Here is a 17,673-nt window from a genome sequence, read left to right on the forward strand (position 1 = left end):
GACGCACCAAAGCCCCAGCGCCAACCGGCGTGGGGAACTAAGCAACCCGAAAGGCTAGACTAAAAAGGCATGTCCGCGCACGTAGGCCGGGCATTCGGGCGGCGGGGCCGCGTGGGCCAGCAAGTTGGCGGCCGGCTCATCGGCCGGGTAAGCTACTTGCGCGAGCTGCCATACCAGCCGCAGCACGGCCGGGGCCGGCACCGCGTCAGGAGCCTGCAGCTGGAAGTGGGCGGCCGAGAGTTTGACGTCCTTGAGCGCGCTGCTCACCTTCTGGTCGTGGCAGCAGCCCGAAGCCGGCTTGCCCGTATCCTGGCAGCAGCAGTGGGTGTCGCTGCCCTGGGCCACTGAAACCGCCGTCAGCTCCTGCCCGCAGAAGTGCATGCTGTAGACCAGCCCAGGGCTGGACAGCAAGTAGCTAAAGAGCAGAAACAGGCTGACGAAACGCTTCACGTGGAGAACGGGCCCAGACGGGCCAAAGGGATTTGCAAAGTACGGCAGTGGCTAACCAGAAGGTTTTACACCATTCGCGCCAAAAGGTATAACATTCGCAACACCTCGGCTAGTGCCCAATAGTGCCGGCAAGTTATAGTTGGTGGTTCACGCGGCAACTTCGGATTCAGCGTAAGCCAATTCCGGGGCGTTAGATTGGCTCACCCGCCGGACCGGGGCTATGCCCGTTTCACGCGTAGTGCTGGCGGGCCGGGTGATGGCCGGCAGCACAGGGGGATGAGCAGGCGTTTCCGCCTGCCAGCGGGCAACATCCTGCGGCGTATACTTTTTCCAGACGCCTTCCCGAAAGCAGGCTAGACAGCAGAACAGCAACCCGAATAAGACGCACAAACTCATGAATACGGCCGCAGAGAGTGCTCACCCGGAGCAGATGAGCCGTGTACCCCGCTGCTACAGAAAAAGTTGCCACCCGTTCAGCTTCCTCCCGGTAAGCCGGGGCGGGTTGTGTTTCTGGGCATTCCCGCTACCTTTGTTTACCTGTTAAGCGGTGGGATACCTACCGGGTGCAGTAGAAGGAGAACCGGCCACTCGGACGGTTCTCCTTCGTCTATTTTGGGGCACTGCCATTCAGTTAATTGCCATGACCGCGATTGAAGAACTTCTCAGCGTCTTGTTGCTGGCGGCGTGCGCTCTGGCCCTTGCGGCTCAACGGCGCTACCTGGCCCTGCAGCGCAAGCACAAGCTGCTGCAACGGCAGTACGAGAAGGCCGAGCAGCAGTTGAGCTCGTTGTGGGCGAGCAAGAAGCCCTGAGTGCTGCGGGCTTGGTAGCTAGGTGCCTACGAGGACCCGAGAGCCACGCGTTAAGGCGAGTTTATTTAACTTTTTCGGGGTGCTGATTCAGCCAGGCCTGGACCTGGTCGATTTCCCGCTGCTGGTCCTGCAGTACGAGGTAGGCTATTTGCTGGAGGTGCTCATCCCGGCCCAGCTCCAGTTCAGCACGGGCTAGTGTAATAGAGTTTTGGTGATGCGTAATAAGCAGCGCGGCAAAGTCGCGGTCGATGCTGCCCGTGCCGGCATATTCCTGCTTTGGGCTGCTACGCGCGTGGAGGGAGTCTGAGCCGGACTTCAGTCGGGCAATGAAGCGGTGGGCGGCGGGGTGCAAGCCGCTCGTGGCTGCGTCCAGCAAGCGGCTAAACCGTTCGCTTTGCATGGTATGCTCCGGAAAAGAGGGCGGCAGCGCCCGCAGGCTCATGATGGCTGAGTCTAAGCGGAGGATAAGTTGCTGGTGGTCGTGGTTGAGGTTCTCTGCCTCAGCACGCAAGGCCGGGTCCTGCCCTTTGTTCAGCTCCAGGGCCGACATGGCCACCGCGGCCCGGTGGTTTTCCCGCAGCAGCAAGGCAAAGTACAGGTCGAGATTGTCGGTCAGCGGCAAGGCCCGGGAGCGTTGCACCATGGTATGCAGGGCAGCCATCATAGTCGGCGGCAGCTCACTTATTCCGGTCCCGTTGGTTTCGTCAGCCGACCCGTGGCAACTGCTTGTCAGCAGGGCAAGGGCCGGTAGCGCGCGCGCGAATGCGCGGACTGTCAGGGATAACCGGTGGCCCATGGATGGACCGCTCATACCGTAGTCGTGCTGACGATGTGACTACGGGCCTCGGGCTCGCCCTGCTGGGTTTCGTGCTGCACATAGTATTCCAGTAGGGTTCCTGGGGCAAAAGCGTCGGCATCAAGGAAAGGCGAGCGGGCGTTGACGGCCACCCGCTGCCAGGTGGAGGCCTCGCCCCCGACGCGGCGAAAGACGTGGGCGACTTCCAGTAGCTCCTTCGAGAAAGCCAGGTGGCGGCCGGTAGGCTCCAGGGTCAGGTCAATTTTGGCGGTGTGCATGCGTAGCGTATTCGAAAAGGGTGGGTTAGGCGACCATGCCCAGAATCAGAAACAGGAGAAAGCCCACGAAAAAGGCCAGCGTGAGCAGCGGCGTTTCGGTTTCCTCGTGCGCTTCGGTCAGGAGCTCCTCGGTGACCAGAAACAGCAGCGCGGCCAAGCCAAAGGAAAGCACGATTTCCAGCATATTGCCGGTGGCCCCGCCCAGCACCGTGGTGCCGATGCCCGCCCCGACCAGCAGCATGAGCGAAGTGCCGGCCACAATAGCGACGGCCCGGCCCTTGCCGTGGCCGTCCTGCCGCAACTCAATGGCCGTGGCCAGGCCCAGCGACAGCAGCTCGATGGTGAGGGCAATGGCCAGCAGGGTGCCTTCCTTCGCGCCCGCCGCAAAGCCGATGCCCAGCAGCAGTCCGTCGATGAGGATATCAATGCCGATGGCCACCAGCAGGCCCCAGGGTAGGGAGGCCGCGCCGGGTAGCGCCGTAGCACGAGTGCCAGCCGCTGGCTCATTGCCGGCATCTCCAAGCTCCTCTTTCTTTTCGAGGCGCTGGGTGAAGTAGCGCAAACCCAGCATGGTAGCCACGCCCAGCCCGAAGCCCAGGGCCACTTCGTAGGGCGCATGGTGCTGCACAATGTCGGGCAACAGCTCGACGGCCACGACCGAGAAGATGACGCCCGCCGCGAAATGCAGAATGGCGCTGCGCAGCTTCGGGCCAGGGGCTCGCCACACGGCCAGGGCCGCGCCGGCAATCATGACCACGGCCGGCAGCAGCGAGAAGCCCAGCATGGTGGACCAGGGCGGCGTGACGGCGGTGGGAATAGTAAGCAGCATAGAAGCAGCAGGTTAAAATGTTAGTGGGAGGAGGTTACCGCGTGGGTCTTGAGCCAGCTCTGGTACTGCTTGATTTCGGCCTGCTCGTCGCGCACAACCTGGCGGGCGGCGTTTCTTACTTCCGCATCTTTGCCAAAGGCCAGCTCGGTTTGGGCCAGGGCCACCCCGGTTTGGTGGTGCACCTGCATGAGCGTGGCAAAATCGGCATCAAGGGTACCGGGCAGGGACGGCGGCTGGCGCAGGGGAGCCAGTGCGGCCGTGATGCGGCGCACAAACGGGTCCCTGTCGTTATCCGGTCGGTACTCCTGGCCCGCCGGCGGCTGCCGGGTAAGGGCCAGCGTCAGCACATGGTTGTCGCGCTTATGTCCCTTGAGCACGTGCTGGGCTAGGGCGCGCAGGGTAGAGTCCTGGCCTTGGGCCACTTCCACCGCCGCCAGTCGCTGGGCCCCGCCGTGGTGCACGCTCATCAGGCGGACAAAGTCTTCATCCCAGCACCCGAGGCGGCGCACCGTATCGAGCTGCTGCGCGAGTAGCCGCAAGGTGTCGCCCAGGGCCGGGGGCGTGGCCACGGGAGCCGGCTTCGGCTTAGTTCCGGCGTGCACTTCCTGCTCGTGCTCGTCGGTGTCGTGCCGGGAACTGCAACTGATAATTATGCTGGGAATAAGCATTACGAGCCACGGGCTAATAGCACGGAGGGAGGTATGTGATAAGCAGTGCAGCATAAGCTAATTAGAAAAACCCTCAAACATTTAGGAGAAATACACGGCGCTGCCCCATTTCAAAATATTGGACAAGTCAGCATTAGAGCTGTACTGTAGCCTATCAATCAAGGCGGTAATTGCTGGATGCTGTGTTTCCGGCTCGATGGAAGTGAGCTTGTCGATTATGCCCGCTTCTCCAGCAATCAAGGTGAGCAGTGCTGATTGATAGGCACTGAAATAGTTCGCCCCTGACTGGCATAATCCCTCAGCCACCAAAGCACCAAGCAGCATAGCTACTAGCGAGTCAGCCATCCATAAGTGCGAGAGAACGTCTTGATTATCGCTGGTTACAACATGACCAAACCCCACATTTAGGAACTCACCAATCTGCGTGTTGGCTCCGCCCTCACACACATTTAGGAACAACAGCCGAACGTGCGGGTGCTGAACCGTAATGGCCGCGAGTTCGGTGAGACTCACCGCTTCGGTATGAGACAGGGCAAAGCTGGAATTATCGGGCTCGTAGTAACCCCTTTCCCCATGTGAAGAAACCCAGATGATATCGTAATCGGGGCTACGGTAGGCATCCATAAAGTCCTGCTTTGTCGCAGTGCCCTCTACCAATACAGTCAGTTTCACTCCGGCTTTTTCAAAAATGTAGGCGAGCGCGTTACCTTCCATTTCCGAGGTGACACTGCTGCCTTGCCAGAATAGTACGTTACGAGTGCCTGGGTAGGTCCCCTTAATTTGCAGGCTTGTATAAATGGGGAATGTGGCCCGCAACTCCTTTAACATCAACGCCTGCAATGGCAGTTGATTAAAATTAAAGGGACACAAAGCAGTTACCCCAGATATATCTAGTTGCCCGAGCTTCCTAAGATTGTAGAAGCTAGAAACTATTCGTTCAAACTCGCGGCCGAGTGGCAGTACCGGAAAGCCTATTGTTCTTTCTGGCACTGGCGTAATCTGGCCCGGCGTTCCCCTGAGTATATGCAACTGACTCAATGCCTGGTTAGCAATATCCACCAAAACGGGCACGGCAACGACATTATCCTGTTCATGAACCGCCAACCCTCCCTTCGCACAGTATAGTACTCCGTCCTTAGCATTCGGTAAGATGAAAAGGATGGAATCCTGTGGTGCCCAATCAGCATCTGGATGGTAGTAGGCTGTCAGCAAAGTCGCCAGTTCCGTAGTGGCGGCTTGCTGGCATAGGGTTAGAATGACGTTGTTTAATACTTTGAAGAAACGTGACTTCTCGTACGTAATGTCAATCAAGGTCTTAGCTCTGGCTTCTACTTCATGGCTAAATTCTCTGACTGCTGAAAGAATGGCGTCGAAATTCGTTTTGATAGCATAAATGCTGTTGTCCATCTCGCAGGCAATCTGCATCTTATCTTGGGCGGAAAGTGTGCCCTGAGCTTTTAACTCTGCGTAGATAGACTCGCGTTGAGCAGGCTGTTTGCTTGTTAGCACCAAATGGACACCTAAATGCTGTTTCTCCGCGCTAAGCGGCCCCCAGCTAAGCTCGCTGTATACAGTGCTGATAATATCCAATATGTCTTTGGCTTTGTCAGGCTGTTGGTATTCAGTTGTCCACGCGTATAGCTGTGTGAGCAGAAAGGCTCCATCCATCGTAGTTGCGCGTATGACTTCAGCTGCCCACTTAATGGACAGTTCAAGAAAATCCTGGCACAATTGGGATAACCCGCTAAAGGAACGTGAATAGTAAAAGAGCTGGCCCAGCCACAGCGTGATGATTTGCAAAACGTCAACGCCAAGCGCAAACTGCCATGATTGTGGATTTGCAAATCGCCAGAGCCGCTCCGGTTGCGACTCATATTGCTCCCCATTTTTCATGGTTCTGCCATACAACGACTTTGTTAAACAGTCGAACACATCGAGCATGGCGCCCCGCTGGTTATAAGTGCCGGCTGCTTTCGCCCCGTGAATCAATAGAAGCAAATCAAGTCCAGCGAACGGAAGCACCATCGCCGAGTGCTTCTTCGCGATGATTATATCATCAAAAATGAGGTTGATGTGTTTTCTGAATTCGTCTAGTGTTAACTCATGAACAAGAGCACACTCTACAGTAAATATGTCTTCAAGCACAAAAACCAGATGTTGGTCAGCAGGATGGTAGTCCTGTTCCCAAAACGTTTCAACTTCTTGGCTATAACGACCAGCATATACCGCTGGGAAAACGTCTCTTATCTTCATTGTTGATAATCTGCTTTGCGGGTGAAGTCCATGCGCTGAATCCGCACGGCGTTGAGGATGGCTAATAGCGCCACGCCCACATCGGCAAAAACGGCTTCCCACATGGTGGCCACGCCGCCGGCCCCCAGCGCCAGCACGATGCCCTTCACTATAAAGGCCAGCCAGATGTTCTGCCACACCACGTTGTGGGTGGCACGGGCAATGCGCCGGGCGGTAGCAATCTTGCTGGGGTGGTCGGTCTGAATGACCACGTCGGCGGTTTCAATGGTGGCGTCCGAGCCCAGCCCACCCATGGCAATGCCCACATCGGCCAGCGCCACCACCGGAGCATCGTTCACCCCGTCGCCCACGAAGGCCAGCTTACGGCCCTCGGTGAGGTATTGCTGCACGTACCTGGCTTTGTCTTCGGGCAGCAGCCCGCCGTGGGCTTCGGTGATGCCCAGCTCTTTGGCCACCCGCTGCACGATGCTGTCCTTGTCGCCGGAGAGCATAACCACCTTGCTGATGCCATCGGCTTTCAGCTCCTGCACGGCGCGGGCCGCGTCCTCTTTCGGGGCGTCGGCCACGGTGAGGTAGCCGGCGTATTGACCGTCCACGGCCGCCACCACGATGCTGTCCACCACCTGGTCGACTTCGGGCGGGTAGGCCACGCTGAACTTGACCAGCAGCTTGGTGTTGCCCGCCAGCACGTCGCGGCCGTCCACCTTGCCGCGCAGGCCGTGGCCGGCGATTTCTTCCACGTTATCGACGGAAACGCCCGCCGCCGCCGCCCCGACGTGGGCCACCACCGCCTTGGCGATGGGGTGCGTCGATTTGGTTTCCAGCGCTCCCACCAGGCGCAGCAGCTGCTCGGGGGTGGTGCCGGCCGCCGGCTGCACCTGCTGCACGGCAAATACGCCCTGGGTGAGCGTGCCGGTTTTGTCCATCACCACGGTGTCAATTTCGCGCAGCACGTCCAGGAAGTTGGAGCCCTTGAACAGGATGCCCGCTTTCGAGGCTGCACCGATGCCGCCGAAGTAGCCCAGCGGAATGCTGATAACCAGCGCGCAGGGGCAGGAAATGACCAGAAACACCAGCGCCCGGTACAGCCAGTCGCGGAACACGTAGTCGCTCACCACGAAGTAGGGCACCACGATGAGCAGCACGGCCAGCCCCACCACGATGGGGGTGTAGATTTTGGCAAACTTGGTGATGAACTGCTGGGTCTTGGCCTTGCGGCCCACGGCGTCCTGCACCATGGCCAGGATTTTCGAGAGCTTGGTATCCTTAAATGCCGCCGTCACGGTCACCTGAATCAGGGACTCCAGGTTAATCATGCCGGCCAGCACGGCCTCGCCCGGCTGCTTGGTTTGCGGGGCCGACTCGCCGGTGAGCGCGGCCGTGTTGAAGTTGGCCGCCGTGGTGTTCAGCGTGCCGTCGAGGGCTACTTTCTCGCCGGGCTTTACTTCCATTACGTCGCCCACCTGCACCGCTTTGGGGTCGAGCACCATGCTTTGCCCGTTGCGCACCACCGTCACTTCGGTGGCCTGAATTTCGAGCAGGGCCTTGATGCTGCGCTTGGCGCGGTTTACGGCCGCGTCCTGAAACAGCTCGCCCACGGTGTAAAACAGCATCACGGCCACGCCCTCCGGGTACTCACCAATGGCAAAGGCCCCGATGGTGGCGATGCTCATCAGCAGAAACTCGTTGAAGATGTTGCCGCTGGGAATGCTGAGCACGGCGGCTTTGACGACCTTCCAGCCCACCAGCACGAAGGCTAGCCCGTACCAGGCCAGGCGCACGTAGCCGCTGAAAAAGCCGACTTTATAATAGTCCAGCGCGATTCCGGCCAGCAGCAGCGCAAAGCTGATGCCCGGCACCAGGTAGGGATTTTGTTCCGCCGGGCCGTGGTCGTGCCCGTCGTTGTCGAGGTCCAGTTCACCGGGGTCGTGGTCATGGCCGGCGTGGTCCTCGTTGTCGGCGTGGTCGTGGCCCGGCACGTCGTGGCCCTGGGGCGCGGCGGCGGCTTCGGGCGTGAGCTGGTCGCGGCTGAGTGCGCCCACGTTCTCGGGGTGCACCTGCTTGGCGGTGTTCAGCTCCTCGCTGAGTTGGTCGGATGATGGTTCAAGCATGAAAGTCGGTCAGAATGTTAATAAGAAAAATACCGGTTCAGGCACGGGGCCAGAACAGGATGATGCCAATGCCCACGAAGCAGACAACCCCGCCGATGACATCGAATCGGTCGGGCCGGAAGCCGTCGAAGTACCAAGCCCACGCGATGGACATGACAATGAAAATGCCGCCGTACACGGCGTAGGTTTTGCCAAACGAGGTGAGCTGCCAGGTCGCTATCCAGCCGTAGAGCATGAGCAATACTGCCCCCACGACCCCCATCCAGCCGGGGCGGTCGGCCTTCAACCACTGCCACATGAGGTAGCCGCCCCCGATTTCGCAGAGGCCGGCGAGGAAGAAAATCAGCAGCGGTTTGAGCAGGTGGAGCATGGGCGTTTGGGCAAAAGCAGCTTATTCTTCCTCCTCGGCGTTTTTGAGCTTGCCGAGCAGGGCGTAAGCCCCCTCTACGACAAAGCGCAGCGGTTTGCCCTGTTCGGTGGCCGGCAGGTGGAATTCGGTGTAGCCGTCTTCGCTCACGCCCCGCGTCACGGGCACGAGGCGGTAGGTGGCCCGGCCGGCCGCGGCGGCCGAATCGGCGGCCACGAACACGTAGGATTGGGCCCCGTACTGCACCACCGCTTTTTCGGGCAGCGTGGGCACGGTCACGCGGTTGGTTTCGATGACGGCCCGCACGAAGGTGCCCGGCAATAGCTGCTCATCCTCGCGGTCCAGGTGGGCGTGCACGCGCACGGTTCGCTCGTCGCTGATGGTTTTGCTGATGAGGTACACGTGGGCCGTGCGCTCCCGGCTAAGCGAGTCGTTGCCCAGCGAAAAGCGCACCAGCTGGTTTTCCTTCACCTGCGGGATGTCCTTTTCAAACACCGTCAACTCGACATGCAGGTGCTCGGGATTCACAATTTCAAACAGCACGTCGGTAGGGGTCACGCTCTGGCCGATGCTCACGTTCACGGCCTTCACGAAGCCGCCTTTGGGCGCGCGCAGCGTGGCCGTGCTCACGATGGCCCCGCCGATGGGCAGGCCGGCCAGGCGCAGGCGGGCGGCCTGGGCGTTGGTTTTCACTTGCAGGGCCTCGTATTCGGCCTGGGCGCGCTGGAAGTTCTTCTGGGGCGCGACCTCCTGCCGGTACAGCTCGCCCTGCCGCTCGTACTCGGCGCGGGCCAGCTTGAGCTGGCTGCGGGTTTCGAGGTAGTCCTGCTGGAGCTGCACGAAATCGGGGTTGCGAATGACGGCCAGCACCTGGCCGGCGCGCACCCGCGAGCCCTGCAGCAGGTCGGTCCGGTCCACGAAGCCACCGAGCGGGGCGCTGACCGATACCAGGTTTTCGGGCGGCACGTCAAGCACGCCGTTCACTTTCAGCCCCCCGCTCATGGGGCGCTGGGTGAAAGTGCCCAGGCGCACGCCGCCCACCTGCTGCTCAGCAGCGGTGAGCGTGACGCGGTCGGCGGGACCTTTTTCGGCTGCTTCCCCGCTGGGGGCGGCGGCCGTTTCTTCTTTGTCCGTGGGGGCTTCCTGGGAGCCGCAGCCGCTTAGCAGGCCGAGCAGCACCAGGGAGAGGGGGATATAGCGCATGATGATTCTGAAGTTGAAGGGAGAAGGAGTAGCGCGGCGGGGTCCGGGCTACTGGCTGCCCAGGAGGTATTCCAGCTCGATAACGGTCTGGTTGTGTTGCAGCAGCGCGTCGAGGTAGTCGAGGCGCAGGCGGCGGGCGCGCTCCAGGTTGAGCAGGTATTCGGAGTAGCCGGTTTCGCCGGCCTTGTAGGCGATGGTGGAAAGGCGGGTGATAACCGTGGCCTGCGGCAGAGCGGTGCTTTCGAAGTAGTCCAGGCGCTGCTGCTGCTCGCTACGCCGCAGCAGCAGCTCATCAAGCTGGCCAGCCAGCTCAGCCCGGTAGCGCTCGTAGCCGGCCTGGGCCACCTGCTCCTGCAGGCGGGCGGCCTGCACCCGCGCTTTCTGGGGCCGCCGCCACAGCGGCACGGCCACCCCGGCCTGCACGCCCTGAAAGCGGGAGCCCCCGCCGAAGTAGCGTTCGGTGCCGGCCGCGTCGAGGCGCTGGTAGCCGATGATGCTCTGGTTGAAGTAGCCCACGGTGAACTCGGGCAGCCCGGCCGCCTGCGCCACCCGGGTTTCGGCGCGGCGCTCGGCTACCTGCTGGGCCAGCACCCGCGCCTGCGGGTTGGTGCGCTTCAGCAGCGTATCGGCCAGCGCCGGGGCCATGGTGTCGGCCAGCTGGGCGGCCCCCAGCAGCGCGAGCGGCCGGAGCACGCTGTCGGCCAGGGCGACGGCGGCCGGCACTTGCAGCAGCGCCTGCAGTTGGCGCTGGGCCACCCGGAAGTCGATGCGGGCCGCCCGCAGCTGGGTGCGGACTTCGCCCTGCTGCACCAGGGCCGTGGCGGGTTCGAGCCGGGCCGCCTCGCCGGTCTTGAAGCGCAGGTTGGCCGAGCGCAGAAATTCCGAGTAGAGGCTGTCCTGGCCCCGCAGCACCCGCAGGCGGTGGCGGGCGTGCACGGCCTGCTCGTAGCTCCGGCGCACCTGCCGGCGCAGCTCGGCCTGCACCTGCGCCAATTGCGCCTGCTGACCGGCAATGCGGGCATCGGCCAAGCCGGCGGCGCTGCGGTACACGCCGGGTAGGGCCAGCGACTGCGTGAGGGTGAACTGGTTGTCGCGGTTCAGGGAGTTGTACTGCCCGTAGCTGCCGGTGAGCGTGGTGCGGCCGAAGTCGTAGGCCGTGCGGCGAATGGCCTGCTGGGCTTCGAGGGCGCGCTGGCCGGCCAGCACGGTGCCGTTGGTTTGCAGGGCCTGGCTTACGGCCTGCGCGGCGGTGAGCGGACCCTGCGCCCGGCCCGGCAGGGGCAGGCCGAGCAGCAACAGAAGCAGTGCCGGGGCCACGGACAGGCTTTGCGCGGGGGGCGACTGGGTAGCGGTGGGCTGCGGTTCCTCAGGGGGGGCGCCGGCTTTCACGCGCTCGGACAGGGCGTAGAGCACCGGCAGCACCAGCAGCGTGAGCAGCGTGGCCGACACCAGCCCGCCAATGACCACGGTGGCCAGCGGGCGCTGCACTTCGGCTCCGGCCGAGGTGGCGAGGGCCATGGGCAGGAAGCCGAGCGAGGCCACGGTGGCGGTCATCAGCACCGGGCGCAGGCGCACTTCGGTGCCGCGCAGAATGCGCTCCATTAGGTCGTTTACCCCTTCGGCCTTGAGCTGGTTGAAATAGCCGATGAGCACGATACCGTTGAGCACGGCCACCCCGAACAGGGCAATGAAGCCCACGCCCGCCGAGATGCTGAACGGCATGCCCCGCAGCCACAGGGCCGCGATGCCACCGATGGCCGAGAGGGGAATGGCCGTGAATATCATCACCGACTGCTTGAAGGAGCGGAAGGTGAAAAACAGCAGCACGAAGATGAGCACCAGCGCCACCGGCACGGCCACGCTCAGGCGGTCAGTGGCCTGGCGCAGGTTCTCAAACTGGCCGCCGTAGGTGGTGTAATAGCCGGGGGCGAACTTGAGCTGGCGGTCAATTTTCCCCTGTAGTTCCTTGACGACGGTTTCCACGTCGCGGCCCCGCACGTTGAAGGCCACGCTGATGCGGCGCTTGGCGTCGTCGCGCTGAATCTGGTTGGGGCCTTCGCGCAGCTCGACAGTGGCCACCTGCTCCAGGGGCACCTGCCGGCCGTTGGGGGCGGCGATGAACAGGCGGCGCACGCTGTTGATGTCCTTGCGCAAATCCTGGCGCAGGCGCAGGACCAAATCGAAGCGGCGCTCCTGCTCGAAGACCTGCCCGGCGGTTTCGCCGGCGAAGGCCGTTTGCACGGTGCGGTTCACGTCCGAGACGTTCAGCCCGAACTGGGCGAGGCGGTTGCGGTCGAGCGCCACCACAATCTGGGGCAGGCCCGTTACCTGCTCCACGTAGACATCTTCGGCCCCCTTCACCTGGCGCACGAGCCGCCCGGCCTGCTGGGCGTAGTCGGCCAGCTGCTGGAGGTCCTCGCCATAAATCTTGAGCACCACGTCCTGCTTGGCCCCCGAAATCAACTCGTTAAAGCGCATTTGAATGGGCTGCTGGAAGCCGAACGTGACGCCCGGCATCACGCTCAACGCCTTCGCCATCTTATCGGCCAGCTCCTCGCGGTTAGGGGCGGAAGTCCATTCCTTCTGGTCCTTGAGAATGACCATCACATCGGCCGCTTCCACCGGCATGGGGTCGGTGGGAATCTCGCCGGCCCCTATTTTGGCGACTACTTCCTTGACCTCGGGAAACTGCTTTTTTAGAATGCCGCCGGCCTTTTGGGCCTGCTCGATGGTGTAGCTCAGCGAGGAACCGGTGAGCACCCGCATCTCCACCGCAAAGTCCCCTTCGGTCAGGGTCGGGATGAACTCGCCGCCCAGGGTGCGAAACAGGAAAAAGCCGCCCACCAGCAGGCCCGCCGCCGTGAGCAGCACCGCCGCCTGGTGGCGCAGCGCCCCCTTGAGCAGCGGGTGATAGAGGCGGGTGTAGAAGGCCATCATCCGGTCGGAAAAGGTCTTGTTGTTTTCCGTCGACCGGCTCAGAGCCAGCGCCGACATCATCGGCACGTAAGTCAGAGACAGGATAAAAGCCCCGAGAATGGCGAAGGCCACGGTTTCGGCCATGGGCCGGAACATCTTGCCCTCGATGCCGGCCAGGGCCAGCAGCGGCAGGTACACGATGAGAATGATGATTTCCCCGAAGGCGGCCGAGGAGCGGATTTTGCTGGCCGCGTGGTAGGTTTCCTCGTTCATCTGCTCACTGCTGAGGCGGTTGCCCGGCACCTGCAGCTGCCCGCCGTGCAGGCGGTGAATGATGGCCTCGACGATGATGACGGCCCCGTCGACAATCAACCCGAAGTCGATGGCCCCGAGGCTCATCAGGTTGCCCGACACGCCGAACAGGCGCATCATGCTCACGGCAAAGAGCATGGCCAGCGGAATAACCGAGGCCACGACCAGCCCGGCCCTCCAGTTGCCCAGAAACAGCACCAGCACGAAAACCACAATCAGCGCCCCTTCCAGCAGGTTTTTGCTCACCGTATGAATGGCGCGGTCCACCAGATTGGAGCGGTCGAGGAAGGGCTCCACGCTCACGCCCTCGGGCAGGGTTTTGCGGATAGTGGCCATGCGTTTCTGCACGTCCTTAATGACTTCGGCCGCGTTGGCTCCCTTGAGCATGAGCACCAGCCCGCCGGTGACTTCGCCCTGGTCGTTGAGGGTCATGGCCCCGTAGCGCACGGCCGCGCCGTAGCGCACCTCGGCCACGTCGCGCACGAGCACGGGCAGGCCGGTGCTGGTGCTGCGGACGACGATGTTGCCGATGTCGGCGGGCGAGGTGGCCAGGCCCTCGGTGCGGATAAAGGCGGCCGTGGGGTTCTGGTCGAGGTAAGCCCCACCCGCGTTCTGGTTGTTGCTGGCTACGGCGTGGTACACTTCGTTGACGGTCACACCCAGCGAGCGCAGCCGCTCGGGGTCCAGGGCCACTTCGTACTGCTTGAGCAGCCCGCCGAAGGATGAAACGTCGGCCACACCGGGCGTACCCAGCAGCTGCCGACGCACTATCCAGTCCTGAATGGTGCGCAGCTCGGTGGCGTTGTACTTCTTTTCGTAGCCGGGCTTGGCGCGCACCAGGTACTGGTACACCTCGCCCAGGCCGGTGCTGAGCGGGGCCAGCTCGGGACGGCCCGTGCCGGCCGGAATCTGGCTTTCGGCCTCCTGCAGCCGCTGCGAGACTTGCGTGCGGGCCCAGTAAATGTCGGTCTGGTCCTCGAATACGACCGTGACCACCGAGAGGCCAAACCGCGAGAAGGAACGCACCTCGACCTGCCCGGGAATGGTGGCCATGGCCTGCTCCACCGGAAAGGACACCAGCCGCTCAATCTCCTGGGCGGCCAGGGAGGGGGCCACCGTGTAGACCACGACCTGGTTGCTGGTAATATCGGGCAGCGCGTCAATCGGCAGCCGACTGAGCGAGTAGCTGCCCCAGGCCACCAGGGCCAGGGTCAGCAGCCCGATGATGAGCTTGTTGTGAATGGAAAAATGAATCAGCCGGTCGAACATCCGCTGGTTGGGGGTTTGGTCTAACGCTTCCGTGAAACCCTGCGGCCCGCTGGCTCCGGCACGGGTGGCGGGAGCACAAGGGGCATAACCGATTCAGCGCCAAGCGCCAAATCGCCCGTCACGCACCGCGACGGGCCACCCGGAGGGAGTGGTCAGCAGGAAAAAAGGGGGAAGGGTTAGGCCTGGGGCGGCTGCCACACGGACCCGAGCGCCCGCGTCGGGGCGGCCACGACCAGCCGGCCGTGCCGGGGGCTGGTAGCCCACTCAGTGGGCGGCGAATACGCCACCTGGTTTGCCAGGGGCAGGGGCATTACGGCCCCGCCGCAGCAGTGGCACTGGCACAGCGGCGAGCACCAGTCGCCCAGCGCGCCGGCCCCGCAATCGGAGTGCGAAGCGGCCACGGTTGTCTGCTGCTGGTCTTTGCACACGGTCGCCTCGTCCGTGCAGGAAAGGCACGAGAGGCAGGCAAAGTAGAAAGCAAAAAACAGGGCTAGCAGGCGCATGTGCTGGCAAAGGTAGCGAATCCGGGTAACGAGCCGGAATTCTGGGGCCGCTCACTTACCGCGCAACGTCTCCAAAGGGGGGCTCACCGCTAGATACGGGGAACCGATGCGGACAGCTGATACGTCAGAGATTTTCCGTGCTGACCCCGCATGAAGTCCATAAACACCGCCAGGTCCTCCGCCACCCGGCTCTGCTCCAGGGCCTCGAAATACGCCTGGCGGTCCTCGCGGAACACGATGGTCAGCGGCTGGCCGTAGTAGCGCTGCACGTAGTTCATGAGCAGCCGGGAGGTGCGCCCGTTGCCGTCGTTGAAGGGGTGAATGCTCACCAGCCGCTGGTGGGCTTCAAAGGCCAGCTCCAGCTGCTCGCGCAGGGTGGCCGCCGCGGGCATCCGCTCGCGCAGCTCCCCGACCAGGGCCGCGACCAGGGCCGGCACCTTTTGCGCGTTGGGAAACGAGCTGGCCCCGACGATGAACACGTTGTTGCGGCGTAGGTCGCCTTGCGTGGGGTCCACGGTGCCCAGGGCCGTATTGGTGAGCCGGCCGGTGCTGCGCATGACAGCCGCCGCCAGCTCCCGCAGGAAGGCCGGGCCGGGCAGCTGCCGCGCGTCGGCTCGCTCCAACGCAAGGTCGAGGGCGCGGGCATGGTCGCCCAGCATGTCGTAGCCCTCCAACGGCTTGCCCGGTCCCAGCACGGGGGCCTCGCCCAGGAGAAAATCCATGGCTTCGAGCACCGTCACGCGGGAGCCCTCAATCATGGTGGAGTGGGCCGAAACCATCACCTGGCTGAGCTGCTGGCTGGATTGCTGGCGCACCGGGGGCAACTCCTGCACCAGTTCGGTCAGGCGCTCAATCTCGGTCCAGGTCATGCGGCCTGGCGCAGGGTGGCCGCCCGCAGCGCCGCTACGTCCACCGTGGCCAGGGGCAGGGGCGTGGCCAGGCCCGCGCCGTGAATCAAATCGCCGGCCCAGGCCGCCAGGTCGTGGGCGTAAATCATGCGCCGCCCGGCCTCGTCCTGGTACTCGGTTTTACCGCGCATGAAAGCTTCCAGACTCGGCCGCAGCGCCGCCGGCACCTCCACCAGCGCCTGGTCGGGGTGGGTGGGGCTGAGCAGCGAGTTCAGGTAGTCCCGCAGGGCCTGATAAGCAGCTTGGCTGGCAGAAGTCATGGATTGAAGGAAAATGAGCACACGGCTTAAAGCGTTACCAAAAGTAGCAAATCCACGGCTAATGCCTATGCCGGGCGATGCGGTTGCCGCCAGGGCGGAGGAGGACACGGGGGCGAACCCCTCCGGGCCGGGCTGTGCGGGGCTCCGGCGTTGCCTGCGGTCCTGCGGACTAAACCCCTCCCATCCCTTTCGCGAACCACAGGAAAAAGCCGGGAGGCCAATTCATGGCGAACTCAGTGGGCATCGGGCGGATAATGCCTGAGCGGGGCGAATAAAGTACAAAAGGGAAAAATCAGAATCCGTGCCAAATGGCACAAAATAATACTCAATAATTGACACTTTAATTTACATATTATTGAAACATTAATGCGGATTTTTGCGTTTAAATAATATAAGCAGCAAGCATAAAACCAACCTGTTAAGCCATGAAAAAGCCCGCTCCCTTCGCTCCCCGTCCCGACGTGTACGAAATCATTACCAACCGCATTATTCTGGCGTTGGAGAACGGCGTGACCCCGTGGAAGCAGCCGTGGAACGCCGCCCACGGCGCGCCCCGCAACTACCGCAGCAAGCACGTGTATCAGGGTGTAAATGCCCTGCTGCTGGGGATGCTGGAGTATGAGCACCCGTATTTCCTGACCTACAACCAAGCCAAGGAGCTGGGCGGGCAGGTGCGCCGGGGCGAGAAGGGGATGCCGGTGGTGTTCTTCACCGTGACCAAGAAGGATGACGGCAAGGGCGAGGAGAAGAAAAAAGCCTTCCTGAAATACTCCACGGTGTTTAACGTGGCCCAGATTGACGGCGTAGCGTGGACGTTCCCCGAGCTGCCCAGCCGCGAGCATACGCCCGAGCAGGCCGCCGAGCAGGTGCTGGCCGGCTACGTGGGTGGCCCCCGGGTGCTGCACAAGGGCAGCGAAGCCATGTACCGCACCAGCATCGACACGGTGACCATGCCCGAGGCCAGCAACTTCCACACGGCCGAAGACTATTACCACACCCTGTTTCACGAGCTGACCCACTCCACCGGCCACGCCAAGCGGCTGGACCGGGCCACGCTCACCGAATTAGCCGCCTTTGGCAGTGAAACCTACGCCAAGGAGGAGCTGGTGGCCGAGTTGGGGGCCTCGTTCCTGAGCCACGCGGCCGGGCTGGACCTGACCCGCACCGAGCCCAGCAGTGCCAGCTATATCGCCAACTGGCTGCAAGCCCTGCGCAACGACAAACAGCTGATAATTTCCGCCGCCAGCCAAGGCCAGAAAGCCGCCAACCACATTCTGGGCATCGTACCCAGCTACGAAGCGGAGGAAGTCCCCGGCACCGAAGCCACTCCGCAGTAAGGCCAGCGGCCGCCCGATGGAGCCATTCCGTCGGGCGGCCACCGGGGCGGGCCACAAAAGGAAATTGCAATTGCAAAAAGACAGCTGCTAAAGTTGTACAAAAGGGAAAAATCCGTCCGTGGCAATACCCTTAGCGGCTGCTTAAATAGTCAATAATTACAACTTTAATTTAAACAAAATTGAAACATTAATACTTGTTTTGGCGTTTAATAAGTATAAGCAACGAACGATAAAACAACCCTTTATTCATGGTTGACGAAGCTTTTGATTTAGCGCCCGGCGAGGTGTGGGCCGACCGGTTTGACCCCGCCGACGAAGCGCTTGCCACCCTGCCGGCAGTGTCCGCCGCCGAGCTGGCCGCTTGGGAAGCCGCCCCTTGGTTCTAGCCGATTCATTTCTCAC

The 17,673-nt window shown here is 62.3% G+C and carries 16 protein-coding genes; 3 read left to right on the top strand and 13 right to left on the bottom strand.

Annotated elements, in window-relative coordinates; translation table 11 throughout:
- Positions 1 to 54: 54 nt before the first annotated feature.
- Entirely contained in the window at positions 55 to 450 is a 396-nt protein-coding gene (locus tag Q4S41_RS23465) for an HYC_CC_PP family protein (protein WP_305033567.1), read from the bottom strand.
- 640 nt (positions 451 to 1,090) lie between these two features.
- Here Q4S41_RS23465 and Q4S41_RS23470 point away from each other — a divergent pair.
- Positions 1,091 to 1,261, top strand: coding sequence for a hypothetical protein (locus Q4S41_RS23470; protein WP_198070568.1), 171 nt, complete (start codon positions 1,091 to 1,093; stop codon positions 1,259 to 1,261).
- 61 nt (positions 1,262 to 1,322) lie between these two features.
- On the opposite strand, the gene Q4S41_RS23475 is transcribed toward Q4S41_RS23470, so the two are convergent.
- The 12 genes from Q4S41_RS23475 to Q4S41_RS23530 form a co-directional block, all read right to left on the bottom strand.
- Positions 1,323 to 1,904, bottom strand: coding sequence for a DUF305 domain-containing protein (locus tag Q4S41_RS23475; protein WP_305033568.1), 582 nt, complete (start codon positions 1,902 to 1,904; stop codon positions 1,323 to 1,325).
- 164 nt (positions 1,905 to 2,068) lie between these two features.
- Positions 2,069 to 2,335, bottom strand: a complete 267-nt coding sequence (locus Q4S41_RS23480) for a hypothetical protein (RefSeq protein WP_305033569.1) — start codon at positions 2,333 to 2,335, stop codon at positions 2,069 to 2,071.
- 25 nt (positions 2,336 to 2,360) lie between these two features.
- A complete protein-coding gene (locus Q4S41_RS23485) occupies positions 2,361 to 3,164 on the bottom strand; it encodes a ZIP family metal transporter (RefSeq protein WP_305033570.1) in 804 nt (267 codons plus the stop codon).
- Between the two features lie 20 nt (positions 3,165 to 3,184).
- A complete protein-coding gene (locus Q4S41_RS23490; protein ID WP_305033571.1) occupies positions 3,185 to 3,832 on the bottom strand; it encodes a DUF305 domain-containing protein in 648 nt (215 codons plus the stop codon).
- An 81-nt stretch (positions 3,833 to 3,913) separates the two neighbouring features.
- Positions 3,914 to 6,085, bottom strand: coding sequence for a CHAT domain-containing protein (locus Q4S41_RS23495; protein WP_305033572.1), 2,172 nt, complete (start codon positions 6,083 to 6,085; stop codon positions 3,914 to 3,916).
- Positions 6,082 to 8,196 (bottom strand): heavy metal translocating P-type ATPase, encoded by a 2,115-nt coding sequence (locus Q4S41_RS23500; protein WP_305033573.1) that lies wholly within the window; start codon positions 8,194 to 8,196, stop codon positions 6,082 to 6,084. The genes Q4S41_RS23495 and Q4S41_RS23500 overlap by 4 nt, the downstream gene beginning before the upstream one ends.
- 37 nt (positions 8,197 to 8,233) lie before the next feature.
- Positions 8,234 to 8,566: a YnfA family protein gene (locus tag Q4S41_RS23505; protein WP_198070578.1), complete on the bottom strand. Its 333-nt coding sequence runs from the start codon at positions 8,564 to 8,566 to the stop codon at positions 8,234 to 8,236.
- A gap of 21 nt (positions 8,567 to 8,587) precedes the next feature.
- Positions 8,588 to 9,766 (bottom strand): efflux RND transporter periplasmic adaptor subunit, encoded by a 1,179-nt coding sequence (locus tag Q4S41_RS23510; RefSeq protein WP_305033574.1) that lies wholly within the window; start codon positions 9,764 to 9,766, stop codon positions 8,588 to 8,590.
- 48 nt (positions 9,767 to 9,814) lie between these two features.
- Positions 9,815 to 14,263, bottom strand: coding sequence for a CusA/CzcA family heavy metal efflux RND transporter (locus tag Q4S41_RS23515; RefSeq protein WP_305033575.1), 4,449 nt, complete (start codon positions 14,261 to 14,263; stop codon positions 9,815 to 9,817).
- Positions 14,264 to 14,439: 176 nt separating this feature from the next.
- A complete protein-coding gene (locus Q4S41_RS23520; protein ID WP_044518284.1) occupies positions 14,440 to 14,766 on the bottom strand; it encodes a DUF6660 family protein in 327 nt (108 codons plus the stop codon).
- A gap of 89 nt (positions 14,767 to 14,855) precedes the next feature.
- Complete coding sequence (locus tag Q4S41_RS23525) at positions 14,856 to 15,635, bottom strand: Fic family protein (protein ID WP_305033576.1); 780 nt, start codon at positions 15,633 to 15,635, stop codon at positions 14,856 to 14,858.
- Positions 15,632 to 15,934: a hypothetical protein gene (locus Q4S41_RS23530; protein WP_044518280.1), complete on the bottom strand. Its 303-nt coding sequence runs from the start codon at positions 15,932 to 15,934 to the stop codon at positions 15,632 to 15,634. The genes Q4S41_RS23525 and Q4S41_RS23530 overlap by 4 nt, the downstream gene beginning before the upstream one ends.
- A 425-nt stretch (positions 15,935 to 16,359) precedes the next feature.
- Between Q4S41_RS23530 and Q4S41_RS23535 the strand changes: the two genes are divergently transcribed.
- Both Q4S41_RS23535 and Q4S41_RS23540 read left to right on the top strand, forming a co-directional pair.
- Positions 16,360 to 17,271: an ArdC family protein gene (locus Q4S41_RS23535; protein ID WP_198076891.1), complete on the top strand. Its 912-nt coding sequence runs from the start codon at positions 16,360 to 16,362 to the stop codon at positions 17,269 to 17,271.
- A gap of 248 nt (positions 17,272 to 17,519) precedes the next feature.
- A complete protein-coding gene (locus tag Q4S41_RS23540; protein ID WP_156126578.1) occupies positions 17,520 to 17,657 on the top strand; it encodes a hypothetical protein in 138 nt (45 codons plus the stop codon).
- Positions 17,658 to 17,673: the final 16 nt, after the last annotated feature.

Source organism: Hymenobacter convexus (assembly GCF_030580955.1).
GTDB lineage: Bacteria > Bacteroidota > Bacteroidia > Cytophagales > Hymenobacteraceae > Hymenobacter.

Excerpts from the sequence above, each read along its gene's own strand:
- Q4S41_RS23470 (WP_198070568.1), top strand. The coding sequence starts at position 1,091 with ATGACCGCGATTGAAGAACTTCTCAGCGTCTTGTTGCTGGCGGCGTGC.
- Q4S41_RS23475 (WP_305033568.1), bottom strand. The coding sequence starts at position 1,904 with ATGGTGCAACGCTCCCGGGCCTTGCCGCTGACCGACAATCTCGACCTG.
- Q4S41_RS23480 (WP_305033569.1), bottom strand. The coding sequence starts at position 2,335 with ATGCACACCGCCAAAATTGACCTGACCCTGGAGCCTACCGGCCGCCAC.
- Q4S41_RS23485 (WP_305033570.1), bottom strand. The coding sequence starts at position 3,164 with ATGCTGCTTACTATTCCCACCGCCGTCACGCCGCCCTGGTCCACCATG.
- Q4S41_RS23490 (WP_305033571.1), bottom strand. The coding sequence starts at position 3,832 with ATGCTTATTCCCAGCATAATTATCAGTTGCAGTTCCCGGCACGACACC.
- Q4S41_RS23495 (WP_305033572.1), bottom strand. The coding sequence starts at position 6,085 with ATGAAGATAAGAGACGTTTTCCCAGCGGTATATGCTGGTCGTTATAGC.
- Q4S41_RS23500 (WP_305033573.1), bottom strand. The coding sequence starts at position 8,196 with ATGCTTGAACCATCATCCGACCAACTCAGCGAGGAGCTGAACACCGCC.
- Q4S41_RS23505 (WP_198070578.1), bottom strand. The coding sequence starts at position 8,566 with ATGCTCCACCTGCTCAAACCGCTGCTGATTTTCTTCCTCGCCGGCCTC.
- Q4S41_RS23510 (WP_305033574.1), bottom strand. The coding sequence starts at position 9,766 with ATGCGCTATATCCCCCTCTCCCTGGTGCTGCTCGGCCTGCTAAGCGGC.
- Q4S41_RS23515 (WP_305033575.1), bottom strand. The coding sequence starts at position 14,263 with ATGTTCGACCGGCTGATTCATTTTTCCATTCACAACAAGCTCATCATC.
- Q4S41_RS23520 (WP_044518284.1), bottom strand. The coding sequence starts at position 14,766 with ATGCGCCTGCTAGCCCTGTTTTTTGCTTTCTACTTTGCCTGCCTCTCG.
- Q4S41_RS23525 (WP_305033576.1), bottom strand. The coding sequence starts at position 15,635 with ATGACCTGGACCGAGATTGAGCGCCTGACCGAACTGGTGCAGGAGTTG.
- Q4S41_RS23530 (WP_044518280.1), bottom strand. The coding sequence starts at position 15,934 with ATGACTTCTGCCAGCCAAGCTGCTTATCAGGCCCTGCGGGACTACCTG.
- Q4S41_RS23535 (WP_198076891.1), top strand. The coding sequence starts at position 16,360 with ATGAAAAAGCCCGCTCCCTTCGCTCCCCGTCCCGACGTGTACGAAATC.
- Q4S41_RS23540 (WP_156126578.1), top strand. The coding sequence starts at position 17,520 with ATGGTTGACGAAGCTTTTGATTTAGCGCCCGGCGAGGTGTGGGCCGAC.